The sequence below is a fragment of the Pseudomonas sp. 5Ae-yellow genome (assembly GCF_014077575.1).
Taxonomy (GTDB): Bacteria; Pseudomonadota; Gammaproteobacteria; order Pseudomonadales; family Pseudomonadaceae; genus Halopseudomonas; species Halopseudomonas neustonica.
Window position 1 is genome coordinate 14,223 of record NZ_JACGWE010000010.1, and the last position, 12,876, is coordinate 27,098.

11 protein-coding genes are annotated in these 12,876 nt (G+C 59.1%); 4 read left to right on the forward strand and 7 right to left on the reverse strand.

Translation table 11 applies throughout. The features are described from left to right. Nucleotides 1–9 precede the first annotated feature (9 nt). The 3 genes from mutY to H4J77_RS08390 form a co-directional block, all read right to left on the reverse strand. Nucleotides 10–1,068: an A/G-specific adenine glycosylase gene (gene mutY / locus H4J77_RS08380; protein WP_182247840.1), complete on the reverse strand. Its 1,059-nt coding sequence runs from the start codon at nucleotides 1,066–1,068 to the stop codon at nucleotides 10–12. After that, nucleotides 1,065–3,227, reverse strand: a complete 2,163-nt coding sequence (locus tag H4J77_RS08385; RefSeq protein WP_182247842.1) for an AsmA family protein — start codon at nucleotides 3,225–3,227, stop codon at nucleotides 1,065–1,067. The genes mutY and H4J77_RS08385 overlap by 4 nt, the downstream gene beginning before the upstream one ends. Nucleotides 3,228–3,296: 69 nt before the next feature. Continuing rightward, nucleotides 3,297–4,406 (reverse strand): NAD(P)/FAD-dependent oxidoreductase, encoded by a 1,110-nt coding sequence (locus H4J77_RS08390; protein WP_182247845.1) that lies wholly within the window; start codon nucleotides 4,404–4,406, stop codon nucleotides 3,297–3,299. 190 nt (nucleotides 4,407–4,596) lie between these two features. Here H4J77_RS08390 and hisB point away from each other — a divergent pair, with 190 nt between their 5' ends. The 4 genes from hisB to hisF all read left to right on the forward strand — a co-directional run bounded on the left by hisB (nucleotide 4,597) and on the right by hisF (nucleotide 7,616). Then, nucleotides 4,597–5,190 carry an imidazoleglycerol-phosphate dehydratase HisB gene (gene hisB / locus H4J77_RS08395; protein ID WP_123889342.1) on the forward strand — a complete coding sequence of 198 codons (594 nt, stop codon included), beginning with the start codon at nucleotides 4,597–4,599 and terminating at the stop codon, nucleotides 5,188–5,190. A 3-nt stretch (nucleotides 5,191–5,193) separates the two neighbouring features. Next, nucleotides 5,194–5,835, forward strand: a complete 642-nt coding sequence (hisH, locus tag H4J77_RS08400; protein WP_123889343.1) for an imidazole glycerol phosphate synthase subunit HisH — start codon at nucleotides 5,194–5,196, stop codon at nucleotides 5,833–5,835. A gap of 96 nt (nucleotides 5,836–5,931) precedes the next feature. Further along, on the forward strand, nucleotides 5,932–6,678 hold the full coding sequence (gene hisA, locus H4J77_RS08405; RefSeq protein WP_123889344.1) for a 1-(5-phosphoribosyl)-5-[(5-phosphoribosylamino)methylideneamino]imidazole-4-carboxamide isomerase: 747 nt from the start codon (nucleotides 5,932–5,934) through the stop codon (nucleotides 6,676–6,678). Between the two features lie 164 nt (nucleotides 6,679–6,842). Beyond that, complete coding sequence (hisF, locus tag H4J77_RS08410; protein ID WP_182247846.1) at nucleotides 6,843–7,616, forward strand: imidazole glycerol phosphate synthase subunit HisF; 774 nt, start codon at nucleotides 6,843–6,845, stop codon at nucleotides 7,614–7,616. A gap of 15 nt (nucleotides 7,617–7,631) precedes the next feature. Here hisF and H4J77_RS08415 read toward each other — a convergent pair whose 3' ends face one another. The 4 genes from H4J77_RS08415 to gpmI all read right to left on the reverse strand — a co-directional run bounded on the left by H4J77_RS08415 (nucleotide 7,632) and on the right by gpmI (nucleotide 12,827). Continuing rightward, on the reverse strand, nucleotides 7,632–8,573 hold the full coding sequence (locus H4J77_RS08415) for a divergent polysaccharide deacetylase family protein (protein WP_182247848.1): 942 nt from the start codon (nucleotides 8,571–8,573) through the stop codon (nucleotides 7,632–7,634). Between the two features lie 63 nt (nucleotides 8,574–8,636). Then, nucleotides 8,637–9,917 (reverse strand): S41 family peptidase, encoded by a 1,281-nt coding sequence (locus H4J77_RS08420; protein WP_123889347.1) that lies wholly within the window; start codon nucleotides 9,915–9,917, stop codon nucleotides 8,637–8,639. 67 nt (nucleotides 9,918–9,984) lie between these two features. Then, nucleotides 9,985–11,259 (reverse strand): murein hydrolase activator EnvC, encoded by a 1,275-nt coding sequence (locus H4J77_RS08425; protein ID WP_182247850.1) that lies wholly within the window; start codon nucleotides 11,257–11,259, stop codon nucleotides 9,985–9,987. Nucleotides 11,260–11,291: 32 nt separating this feature from the next. After that, complete coding sequence (gene gpmI, locus H4J77_RS08430) at nucleotides 11,292–12,827, reverse strand: 2,3-bisphosphoglycerate-independent phosphoglycerate mutase (protein ID WP_182247851.1); 1,536 nt, start codon at nucleotides 12,825–12,827, stop codon at nucleotides 11,292–11,294. Nucleotides 12,828–12,876 lie beyond the last annotated feature (49 nt).

Here is a 12,876-nt window from a genome sequence, read left to right on the forward strand (position 1 = left end):
CGGGCTCCTTCAGGCAACAGTGGGAACATAGGACTCAACCAGTTTCAGCAGCTTTTTAACTGGCGCTGCCAGACCAAGACGACTGGGTTGGCGCAGGTTATACCAGACCTGCCCCGCTTCAGCCACGCCAGCACTGGCGTCCACCCGCAGCAGCAACGGCTGAATATCCAGATGAAAGTGGCTAAAGGTATGCCGCAGAGCCGGTAACGACTCACGACTATGAACACGCAGCGCCTGCCCACCTAGCCACTGGGCAAGCTCTTCCTCGCCATCCAGCTGTGGCGGGCACCAGAGGCCGCCCCATAGGCCACTCGGCGGCCTGCGCTGCAACCACACCTCGCCATCCTGATTCATCAACAAGGGCATCACGCACTGGCGTATCGGTACTACCTTACGCGGTTTGGACGAAGGGAAGCGGGTAGGCTCACCGAGCATTCGCGCCTCACAGCCGTCCTTGAGCGGACACAGCAGGCAGGATGGTTTAGTGCGAGTACACAGGGTCGCCCCCATATCCATCATGGCCTGCGTGTAGTGCTGCACCCTGTTTTGGGGCGTATAACGCTCTGCCATGCTCCACAAGCGGTCATGCACCTTCTTTTCGCCCGGCCAGCCCTCGACCGCGCCAAAACGCGCCAGTACCCGTTTGACGTTGCCATCCAGAATCGGCGCCCAGATCCCCATACTCAACGAGGCTACCGCGCCAGCGGTCGACCGGCCGATACCGGGGAGCTCAATCAGCCCCTCAATACTGCGCGGGAATTCACCGGCGTGCTCGCCGACCACCAGCTTGGCCGCCTTGTGCAGATTGCGCGCCCGACTGTAATAGCCAAGCCCGGTCCACAGATGCAGTACCTCGTCGTCACTGGCGGCAGCCAGGGCATGCACATCCGGGAGCGCTTGCATGAAACGCTCGTAATAGGGAATGACGGTGGCTACCTGCGTCTGTTGCAGCATGATCTCAGACACCCACACGCGGTAAGGCGTCATGCCCTGCTGCCAGGGCAGGTCCTTGCGTCCGTGCAGGTCATACCAGTCCAGCACCCGCTGGGCGAAGTCATCAGGGCTCAATTGGAAAACAACCCCTTGAGTGCATCGCGCAGCTGAGGTGCCTTGTCGCCCAGTTTCTCGTCGATACGCTCTTCCAGCTTGCGCTTGGCTTCATTGCCAAGTAACTGGCCAGCTACCCGGGTGACGCCCTCGCTATCAACACCACAGCTGCTGGCCGCGTTATGTAAATACCCTTGGCAGCGCACGGGCCACTCGACCCCCACATAGCGCTCGTTAACCTGGCAGGCTTCATCCGGCATGTCGCTCTTGTCACCTTCCAGCAGCAGACCAATGCGATAGTCCAGACGCTGATCTGGCAGATTAACTTCGCCTTTGCCCTTGGCCGTGATCCCCGGCAAGGAGGCGACCAAATCGCGACTGGTGATTTGGCCATCACGTATGCTGAAACTACCGTTCAGCTGTCTGAAGGGGGTGTTTTCACTACCATGCTCGCCACTGAGCGACTTGCGATTGGCCAGGGCGATAGCGCGGCATAGCTGCTGCTCGAGATTCACCCCCAGCAAAGCGCCATCGTCTACCTGGAAGCGAGCGTTGCCGCCCAGAGTATTCATCCAGCGACGCATGCTGTTGCCGCGCATGCTCAGATCCATATTCAGGTTCAGATCGCCACGTACCTGAGCCGGCACATCGTAGGCCTGTTGCGCAGCAAGCGAATCCAAACCAGCGATCTCACTAGTCAGGGACACTTTGACCGGAGTCTGGCGGGTGTCAATTTCACCTTTGCTGGCGAAGGTGCCGGAGAATATTCCGCCATCGAGCTGTTTGAGCTGGATGCGACCATCGCGCGCAACAACCTCTGCTTTAAACGGCTGGATGCTTTGGCCGGTCAGGGTGAGCTGCTTCAGTGCGAGGCTACCGTCCACATCGAGGGCGGCCAACCGCTCCAGCGGCAGCACTGACTCATCACTCCATTCTGCTGGCGCCGCGGTCGACTTGCTGCCGCCAGTTTGCTGCGACGCAGTGCCATCCTTCTGTTCCACCGCTGGCAGGTAGTTATCCAGATTGAGGCTATCGCCCGCCAGATTGAAGCGCAGCGCCTGGCGCTCAAAGTCAGCCACGCCCATTTGCCCTTTCAGGGTTGCACCGTCAACCAACAGACTCAGATCCCTGAGCATCATGCTGGTAGCAGAGCCATCCAGCTTGGCGGACAGCGATATCTGCGAAAGTGCGCCCGGGTCGGCCATATCGGGCAACTCCTGCCCCAAATCACGGAGCAGATCGCGACCATCAAACTCGGCCACATCAATCTGGCCCGCTAATGTCGGCGCAGTATCCAGGGCGGTGACCTTCAATGCGCCGGTCGCGCGCATATCGCCCAATGACATACGCAGCTGGTTCAACTCTGCCACCTGTGCGGTCAAGTCCAGCAGGCCATCGCCTTGCAGCTGGAGATTGATGGCACGACCAGAGAAGGGTTCGCCACTGGCATCCACTTTCATCTCCAGAGCGCTGAACTCGTAGCGTTTCAACCCGAGGTCGAACTGAGCAACGGTTTTCATATCCATGCGTACGCGCAACGCGGGCTTATCAGTAGTCAACAGCCCCAGAAAACTGACATCAAAGGGTTCGCCTTCGATCAATGCGCCTGTGGTCAGATTGGCCTGATCGAGGCTCAGTACCTGCCCGCTTTGGCGATCTTCGTAACGCACGCTGGCATTAGTCACCTGCACACTTTCAACCGCAAAATCCATCTGCTTGTCTTCAGTGGCAGGTGGTGCACTGGAACCGCCATCAGCGCCTTCGGCGGCAGCAGATTCCTGTGGGCCAATGCTAGCCCAGTTACCCACACCATCGTCACCTTTGACCAGTTGCAGGTGCACGTCGTCCAGAATCACATCACTCATGCGCAGCTGACGGCGCAACAAGGGCAGGACCTTGACACCAAGCCCCAGCGAGCCCACCTGAGCCAGCGACTGATCCGGATGGGCGATGGGCGCCACGCCCACATCTTTGAGCTCAATACCCAGCCAAGGGAACAGCGACCAACCGATATCGCCACCCAGGGTCAGCTCAATATTGGCCTGCTCACGTGCGGCCTGCTGAATCTCTTCCTTGTAATCATTCGGATCGAACATCCGGGTGAGGAAAAACAGCACGCCGACAGCCAGCACCGCAATGCCGAACACCACCAGCCCTAGTACCTTGGCAAAGGCTTTCATCACTTCTCCTTATTGGCCCCGCCGAAAACACTTCTGCGGGGTAATACAACCTTGATTTCAGCTTTGATTTCAGCTGGCGTCCAGCATCCGGCCTACCTGATCCGCCAGCGCTAGACTGGCAGTCAATCCCGGCGACTCTATGCCAAACAGGCTGATCAAGCCTTTCACGCCATGCGTAGTCTGATCTTGGAGGACGAAATCCATGACCGGTTCCCCCGCCCCGCTCAGCTTGGCCCGAACGCCAGCGTAGGCCGGCTGCAATCGCTGCGGATCGCAGCCGGGCCAGTAACGCTGCACCGCTGCCGCGAATGGTTGGCGACACTCTTCATCCACAGCGTAATCCAGCTGATCGACATAGCGTACATCGGGACCAAAACGCAGCTGCCCACCCATATCCAGTGTTGCATGCACACCCAAACCGGCCGTATTGACCTCCGGCATAGGGTAAACCAGATGACGGAAAGGCGACGACCCGGCATAAGCAAAATAACGGCCCTGGCACCAGTGCACGGGTGGCACCTGCCTCACCCCGGTTACCGATTGCTGCAACTGCTGCGCAAAGAGTCCGGCGGCATTGACTACCTGCCTGGCGGTAAGACGAAAAGGGTCAGAGCCGCTCATACCTTCGACCGCCAACCCCGCCCCACAAGGCACAATACGCTGCACCTGACTGCGACAGATCAGACTGCCGCCGGCTGATTGCAGGGCAGCCTCGAAGGATTGCATCAGCGCATGGCTATCCACAATCCCAGTCTGCGCCGAGAACAGCCCCGCCACAGCCCGCACCTCGGGCTCCATCGCACGCACTTGCGCCGCATCAAGCCACCGCAACGCCACGCCGCTAGCCGCCGCATTGGCCTGCAAACGCTCGAGAGCGGGAATCTCCTCTGGCGTCACGGCTACCAGCAACTTACCAATACGCCGGTGCGGCACCGCGTACTGCTTGCACCACGCGTACAGCAGATCGCGCCCGGCGACGCACAATCGCGCCTTGAGCGAACCCGGCGGATAATAGATACCGGCGTGAATGACCTCGCTGTTGCGGCTGGAACTGTGCTGGCCGATCCAATCTTCCTGCTCAAGCACCAGCACGCTGCGCCCAGCACGCGCCATGTGCTGCGCCAGGGCCAGCCCCACCACACCAGCACCAATCACTATCAGGTCAAAATCCGTCGTCATAGCCTCTATCTCTGAGCTCTAAACACCCTGTCATTTCACTACGCATTCTGCCCAGGCCTCAGCGCCGATCACAGCCCACTAGCCCAGCGACCAGGGCAATCAATCAGGCCAATAAGTCCGCGGTAGCCCAACCGGGCCACAGACACGTATAATGCCCGCCCTTGACCGACAATTTCAGCGGAGATTCATCATGGCCGAGCGCAAGGCCAGTGTCGCGCGCGACACTTTGGAAACCAAGATCAATGTTGCCATCAACCTTGATGGAACGGGTGCGGCAGACTTTGACATTGGCGTTCCCTTCCTTGAACACATGCTCGACCAGATTGCCCGACATGGCCTGATCGACATGACCATCAAGGCCCGAGGCGATCTGCACATCGACGACCACCACACGGTTGAAGATGTGGGCATCACGCTGGGTCAGGCCTTTGCCAAGGCCATCGGTGACAAAAAAGGCATCCGCCGTTATGGCCACGCCTATGTACCTCTGGATGAAGCACTGTCACGTGTCGTGATCGACTTTTCCGGTCGTCCCGGCCTGCAGATGCATGTGCCCTTTACCCGCTCCAGCGTCGGCGGCTTTGATGTTGACCTGTTCATGGAGTTTTTCCAGGGCTTCGTCAATCACGCTCAGGTTACCCTGCATATCGATAACCTGCGCGGTGTGAATACACACCACCAGATTGAAACCGTGTTCAAGGCCTTTGGCCGCGCACTGCGCATGGCTATCGAGCAAGACGAGCGTATGAGCGGCATCATGCCGTCTACCAAAGGCTGCCTGTAATCCATGTCGAGTCATGTAGCGGTTATCGACTACGGCATGGGCAACCTGCATTCGGTTGCCAAAGCACTGGAGCATGTCGGCGCGCAACAGGTTGAAGTGACCAGCGATCCACAGGCCATACTTAATGCCGATCGCGTGGTACTACCTGGCGTTGGCGCGATCCGCGATTGCGTCAGCGAACTGCGCCAACTGGGCCTGGATCAGGTGGTACTGCAGGTCGCCAGGGAGAAACCCCTGCTCGGCATCTGTGTCGGTATGCAGATGCTGCTGGAGCACAGCGAAGAGAATGGCGGCGTTGATAGCCTTGGCCTGTTTCCCGGTCAGGTGAAGTTTTTTGGTGACGAGCTGTACGACGCAGACGTACGCCTCAAGGTGCCGCACATGGGCTGGAATCAGGTGCAACAAACCATCGACCACCCGCTCTGGCACCGCATTGAACAGGATGCCCGCTTCTACTTTGTGCACAGCTACTACGCCGCACCCGGCAAAACCGGACAGCTGGCCGGGCGCTGCCATTACGGCGTCGACTTCGCCGCGGCACTCGCGCAGGACAATGTATTCGCCACCCAATTCCACCCCGAGAAAAGCCACACCAACGGTCTGCAGCTACTGCAGAACTTTCTCGCCTGGGATGGGCGCTGGTAAAGATCAGAGCTGCAGGCTGCAAGTCGCACGTCGCAAGCAAATCCGCTTGCCGCTCGCCGCTTGAAACTTGAAGCTCTTTTTCCAAAGGAAAAAGTTATGCTCATTATTCCCGCTATCGACCTCAAAGACGGTGCCTGCGTACGCCTGCGCCAAGGCCTGATGGACGATGCAACGGTGTTTTCCGATGACCCGGTCGCCATGGCCGCCAAATGGGTCGAGGCCGGCTGCCGTCGCCTGCACCTGGTCGACCTGAACGGTGCCTTTGAAGGCAAGCCGGTCAATGGCGCCGCCGTGACTGCGATTGCCAAGCGCTACCCCGACCTGCCAATCCAGATCGGTGGCGGTATTCGCTCACTGGAAACCATCGAAGAGTACGTCAAGGCTGGCGTCAGCTACGTCATCATCGGTACCAAGGCGGTAAAAGAGCCTGAATTTGTAGCCGAAGCCTGCCGCGCCTTTCCGGGCAAGGTCATCGTTGGCCTTGATGCCAAGGATGGCTTTGTCGCGACCGACGGCTGGGCCGAGGTCAGCAGCATTCAGGTGATCGATTTAGCCAAGCGCTTTGAAGCGGACGGTGTCTCTGCCATCGTCTACACCGATATCGCCAAAGACGGCATGATGCAGGGCTGTAACGTAGAAGCCACCGCAGCGCTGGCGAATGCCACCTCGATACCGGTTATCGCCTCCGGCGGCATCCATAATCTGGGCGATATTCAGACCCTGCTGGATACCACCACACCCGGCATCATCGGCGCCATCACAGGCCGTGCTATTTATGAAGGCACGCTGGATGTCGCGGTAGCACAGGCCCTGTGTGACGAGTACGCGGCCAGCAATAAGTAAAAGCTGGAAGCTGGAAGCTGGAAGCTGGAAGCATGCGTCGAGGAAGCTCGACGTCAAGCACATACAATACTTGGGCCGAGCACGATCGGCCGAATTCGATGCTTTTGCTTTAAGCTTCCAGCTTTTAGCTTCAAGCTCGCCAAAAGATCTGGAGCTAATTACCTATGCCGCTCGCCAAACGCATCATCCCCTGCCTCGACGTAGACAACGGTCGCGTGGTGAAAGGCGTCAAGTTCGAGAATATCCGCGATGCCGGCGATCCGGTTGAGATAGCACGCCGCTATAACGAGCAGGGTGCCGATGAGATAACCTTTCTCGACATCACCGCCAGCCACCAGGAACGCGACACCACGCTACATACAGTGGAACGCATGGCCAGTCAGGTATTCATTCCGCTGACCGTGGGCGGCGGCGTACGCACGGTTGCAGACATTCGCAACCTGCTTAATGCTGGTGCCGATAAGGTCTCGATCAACACCGCAGCCGTGTTTAATCCGGAATTTGTGGGCGAGGCCGCGGATCGCTTTGGCTCACAATGCATTGTGGTTGCGATTGACGCCAAACGCGTCTCAGCACCAGGCGAGCCGGGGCGCTGGGAGATTTTCACCCACGGCGGTCGCAAGCCTACCGGGCTGGATGCCGTGGAATGGGCGCGCAAAATGGAACAGCTGGGCGCAGGCGAAATATTGCTCACCAGCATGGATCAGGACGGCGTCAAAAGCGGCTACGACCTGGGCGTTACCCGAGCCATCAGCGATGCACTGCACATCCCGGTCATTGCCTCTGGCGGCGTCGGCAACCTGCAGCACTTGGCTGACGGCGTAACCCAGGGCGGCGCAGACGCCGTGCTGGCCGCCAGCATCTTCCACTTTGGTGAATTTACCGTCGCCGAAGCAAAAGCCTACATGGCTGAACGCGGCATTGAGATGCGCCTCTAAGCGGGCCAGCTCAGGTTAATGCGGGCGCGTCAGTAGCGCCTGCACACTCACCAGCCTTACGCCCTCGCGCTCTTCCAGTTCCGGCAAGCGGCGCTCGAGAAAACTCAGACTCTCAGGATAAGGATGACCAATCAGCACCGCTGAACCCTGCTTGCGCGCCAGCGCCAACGCCCGCTTAAACTCCTGTTCCAGCCCTGCCGTGCTGCGTTCGTTATCCAGAAAGACATCACGCGATACGCTATCCACATTCAACGCCTGCGCGGCAAAAGCCGCCTGCGTGTCCTTGGTTGTGCGGCTATCCACAAAAAACAACTGGCGCGCAGCCAGCTGCGCCATCAGCCAGTCCATGCGCTCGCGATCGGCCGTCAGCTTACTACCCATATGATTATTGACGCCCTGAATTGGGCTGAACGCATTGAGACTGGCCTGCAGCCGAGCATCAAACACGCTTCTACTCATCTGTGTATCAAGACCGCCCTCACCCATCGAGAGCGAGGCCATGCTTTCCATCGGCAGGTGCAGCATAACCGGCTTGCCCGCCTCGGTAGCGAGCCGGGCCAACAGCTGCGCGTTGGGCGTTAAAGGCATAATGGCCAGCGCTACCTGTCCCGGCAGCGCAATGACCCGCTCACCCGCAACGCGGCTTTGGCCTATATCGTCAATGATGATACTCAGCACTGGGACCCGCAGCGATGGCTGTGCAAACTCTGCCGGGGCAGGCATCTCAGGAATGACGACGGGAAGCAGGTCAACAGCCGGCACGCCCGGCTCCGTCAGCGGAACCTCGGCAGCCGGCGGAACAGGTGTAATCGCGCTTTGCGGATCATCAGGCGGCAACGATGGCAGCGATTCAGTTGCGCCGGGGGCTGCTTGCCGAGCTAACTCAGCGGCTGGCTCTGGCGGCTGTTCATCAGTGCACCCGCCCAAAAATAGCGCAGAGATCAGCAACCAGGTCATCAACAGCCGCGATACGCGCGCGCAATCAGCTGCAGCTATAAATAGCCTGACCACCTGCTGAACTTACTGCACGCGTTCGCGGGCGACGTTCAAGCCTTTCAGCAGGCTAACGGCCTGGCTAAGCTGATAGTCATCAGCCAGAGGGCTGGCATCTTGACGGGCAGCCGACGTCGGACGCTCATTACCACTGGCGTTGTTCAGATGGCCAGCCAGATCAGCCTCACGGTAGCTGATCTCACTTTCATCCAGCGTCAGGTGAGCACGCTCCACTCGGATATCCGGAACAATGCCCTGCGCCTGAATAGAACGACCCTTCGGCGTGTAATACAGCGCGGTGGTGAGCTTGAGACCGCGATCATTGTTCAATGGCAGCACCGTTTGTACCGAGCCCTTGCCAAAACTGTCGGTCCCCATAATCACTCCGCGCCCCAGATCCTGCAGCGCACCAGCAACGATCTCTGAGGCAGAGGCTGAGCCGCCATTGATAAGTACCACCAGGGGCACGTCGCCGGAGGGGTTATTACTGGTCGCGCTGAAACGCATTTCTGCATTACTCAAGCGGCCCTTGGTATAGACGATCAAGCCTTCGTCGACGAAGGTATCTACCACCTCGACTGCGGACTGCAGCACGCCACCTGGGTTGTTACGCAAATCCAGCACCAGCCCCTTGAGCTCGCCATCGGCTTTCAGGCGGTTAACACTAGTGCGCACTTCGTCCCCGGTATTGACCTGAAACTGGGTAATACGCAAGTACGCATAGCCGGGCTCAAGCATCTCGGACTTAACACTCTTGACCTTGATGATGGCGCGCTCCAGCGACACCTCGAACGGCCGACCGTTATTTCTCACCAGCGTCAAACGAATGCTACTGCCGGGCTCGCCGCGCATTTTGTCGACCGCATCCATCAGACTCATGCCCTTGACCGGCTGATCGTCAATCTTGACGATCAGGTCGCCCGCCTCGATACCCGCCTCGGCGGCGGGCGTGTCATCGATCGGCGAAACCACTTTGAGAAAGCCGTCTTCCTGACCAACCTCAATACCCAAGCCGCCGAATTGGCCCTGAGTCGAGTCCTGCAAACCGGCAAATTCATCCGGCCCCATATAGGCGGAGTGCGGGTCCAGTCCTTCAAGCATGCCGCGAATGGCATTTTCCAGCAGCGTGGCGTCATCCACCGGCTCAACATAAGCCGTGCGGATACGCTCAAACACTTCAGCGAAGGTACGCAAGTCATTCAGCGGCAGGGGAGCAGCAGCCTCCTGTGGTGCTTCTTGCGCATACACAGGAGCCAGGCTGAGACTCAGGCTCAGGCCGGCTACGAACAGACTACGCACTGCAATCATGAAACTCTCCCAACGCAAGAAAGACGGACAGCAACCAAGCTGCGAACAGGCGGCAACTCAGGTGGCATCATCCCGACAGCATACACCAGGCCAATGGATCAAGGGCCTGCCCTCTGTGACGGATCGCAAAATACAGCGATGGTTCAGGTAAACCGCCACTATTACCTACCGTAGCGATAGCTTCGCCCGGCTGTACCCAGGTGCCCACCTCGCGCAGCAAAGTCTGGTTATGGCCATAAAGACTGAGGTAGCCGTTGCCATGATCCAGAATCAGCAACAGCCCGGAGCCACGCAGCCAGTCCGCGAAAACCACGCGGCCGCCGTGAATGGCATGAACCTGAGTACCTAACGACGCGGAAACCAGGAGGCCATCCCACTTCAGCCGGGCATCCCCACCGCGCTGACTGCCGTAGCGAGAGACAATGCGCCCACGCACCGGCAGCGGCATCTTGCCTCGCGCCTGGGCAAAGGCAAGGCCGCCGGCAGGCCAAGCCGCCGGCGTCTGACTGGCATTCTGATTTGCACTCTGGCTTTGGCTGGAGGCTTGGCTCCGCGCGGGAGGCGGCGTAGGCGTGGGCAGGCTGGTAATGGCTTCGTCCAGCTGTTTGATCAGTTTGTTCAGCGCCGCCCGCTCGGACTCCCGCGCGGCGAGTTTCTGCGCTTCTGAGCGACTCTGTCCCTGCAGCGACGCCAGCAACTGAGAGCGCTTGTGCTGTTGCGCCTGCAGCGCGCTTTCACGCACTACCAGATCCTCGCGCGCGCTCTGCAGGGCGGCCTGCTCGCGCACTATATCGGCACTGGCCAGCTGAATCTGGCTCAGCGTATCGTTGAAACGGTTGATCTCCTCGACACGTGCTTGCCCCACGTACTCGTAGTAGCGCATCATCCGCGCCATGCGGCCCGGGTCATCCTGGTTCAGTAGCACCTTGAGGTAGCCTTGCTGCCCGGCCATGTAGGCCGCCCGAACTTGCTGGGCTATTTGCTCCTGCTGGGCTTCCAGCGAAGCCTGTAGCGCCTTGGCCTGCTCGCGCAAGTCCAGCAAGCGAGTCTCGCCTTCACGGATCTGCTGCTCCAGCTCGTTGCTTTCGCCCTTGAGACGACCGATGTCCGTCTCGCTTTCCTTCAGCTCGGACTCTAGCCCGGAGACTTCCTGCTTAAGCCCATCGAGCATATCCTTCAAGCGTTGAATATCGGCCTGAGTCTTCTCCAGCTCAGCACGCGCCGCGCGCGAATCGGTCTCCTGCGCAGTGACAGGCAGAGCAGCGCCCAACACCAGCACACTCATGCCAGCGGCGATCAGCGCCCTGCCGCAAAACCTTGCCGTTACCAACAGCCACTCCATCGGCCCTGCCTCCCGCTGCGGATATGTAGGTTTCAGAGCCGAGTCACAATCGAGCGACCGGTCATTTCTGCCGGCTGCGGCAAGCCGAGCAGCGTCAGCACGGTAGGCGCCACATCAGAGAGAATGCCGCCATCGCGCATCGTAACGGCACGTGGGCCAACATAGACAAAGGGCACCGGCTCGCAGGTATGAGCGGTATGCGCCTGACCTGTCGAGTCATCTGCCATCTGCTCGACGTTACCGTGATCGGCGGTAATCAGCGCCTCACCACCGACCTTACCCAGCGCCTCTTCAATGCGCCCGACACATTTATCAAGACACTCTACAGCGGCTACGGCTGCATCGAACACGCCGGTATGACCGACCATATCGCCATTGGCGTAATTAACAATAATCACGTCGTAACGCTGCTGCTCAATGGCCTCGACAATACGATCAGTGACTTCAGGCGCGCTCATTTCCGGCTGCAAATCGTAAGTCGCTACCTGCGGTGAAGGGATCAAAATGCGCTCCTCACCGGCAAAGGGCTCTTCGCGCCCACCGGAGAAGAAGAAGGTCACATGCGCGTATTTTTCTGTCTCCGCGATGCGCAGCTGGGTCTTGCCTTGTTTAGCGAGATACTCACCCAGCACGTTGTCGAGCGACGCCGGCGGATAGGCACAAGGAGCAGGGATAGTGGCCGCGTACTGCGTCAACATGACAAAACCGCCCAGATTGAGTTTGCGCCCGCGCTCAAAGTCACTGAAAGCAGGTTCCACGAAAGCGCGACTCAATTCACGTGCGCGGTCAGCCCGGAAGTTCATAAACACCACAGCATCGCCATCTTCAACCCGCACCGCATCGCCAATAGTGGTGGCCTTAACAAACTCATCACTCTCGCCGCGCTCGTAAGCAGCATTCAAGGCATCAACGGCGGTCGGCGCGGAGAACTCGCCCTGCCCTTCGGCGATCAAGCGATAAGCAGATGCAACGCGATCCCAGCGGTTGTCACGATCCATCGCAAAGTAGCGACCAATCAGGCTGGCAGTGCGCCCCTTGCCCAAGCGGGCATAGGTTTGCTCCATCAATTGCAGCGAGGGTGCAGCGCTCTTAGGCGGCGTATCGCGCCCATCCAAGAAGCCGTGCACGTATATCTGCTGCGCACCACGCTTGGCGGCCAGTTCCACCATGGCCGCCAGATGCTCCTCATGACTGTGCACGCCGCCTGGCGACAAGAGACCCATAATGTGTACCGCGCGACCCGCGCTGACGGCCCTATCAACGGCGACACAAATAGTCTCGTTGGTAAAGAAGTCACCGTCATCGATCGCCTTGGTAACCCGGGTAAAATCCTGATAGACCACCCGTCCAGCGCCCAGATTCATGTGACCAACTTCAGAATTACCCATCTGCCCATCCGGCAGCCCCACATCCATGCCCGAACCGGAAACCAGCGTGTGTGGCGCGTTAGCCCACAGCCTATCCCATACCGGTGTATTGGCAGCCATGATGGCATTGGATTCCGGCGACTCGCTGTGACCGAAGCCATCCAGAATCATGAGGACTACGGGCTTTGGGGTTGCTGTCATACTGAATGAACTCACAGGTTGAATTGGGCGAAGAGGACCACAGCCAACC

Bases quoted from the DNA above. Each gene is read 5' to 3' on its own strand.
- hisA (WP_123889344.1), top strand. From the start codon at position 5,932: ATGCTCATTATTCCCGCTATCGACCTCAAAGACGGTGCCTGCGTACGC.
- H4J77_RS08415 (WP_182247848.1), bottom strand. From the start codon at position 8,573: ATGACCTGGTTGCTGATCTCTGCGCTATTTTTGGGCGGGTGCACTGAT.
- hisH (WP_123889343.1), top strand. From the start codon at position 5,194: ATGTCGAGTCATGTAGCGGTTATCGACTACGGCATGGGCAACCTGCAT.
- H4J77_RS08390 (WP_182247845.1), bottom strand. From the start codon at position 4,406: ATGACGACGGATTTTGACCTGATAGTGATTGGTGCTGGTGTGGTGGGG.
- gpmI (WP_182247851.1), bottom strand. From the start codon at position 12,827: ATGACAGCAACCCCAAAGCCCGTAGTCCTCATGATTCTGGATGGCTTC.
- H4J77_RS08425 (WP_182247850.1), bottom strand. From the start codon at position 11,259: ATGGAGTGGCTGTTGGTAACGGCAAGGTTTTGCGGCAGGGCGCTGATC.
- H4J77_RS08385 (WP_182247842.1), bottom strand. From the start codon at position 3,227: ATGAAAGCCTTTGCCAAGGTACTAGGGCTGGTGGTGTTCGGCATTGCG.
- hisB (WP_123889342.1), top strand. From the start codon at position 4,597: ATGGCCGAGCGCAAGGCCAGTGTCGCGCGCGACACTTTGGAAACCAAG.
- H4J77_RS08420 (WP_123889347.1), bottom strand. From the start codon at position 9,917: ATGATTGCAGTGCGTAGTCTGTTCGTAGCCGGCCTGAGCCTGAGTCTC.
- hisF (WP_182247846.1), top strand. From the start codon at position 6,843: ATGCCGCTCGCCAAACGCATCATCCCCTGCCTCGACGTAGACAACGGT.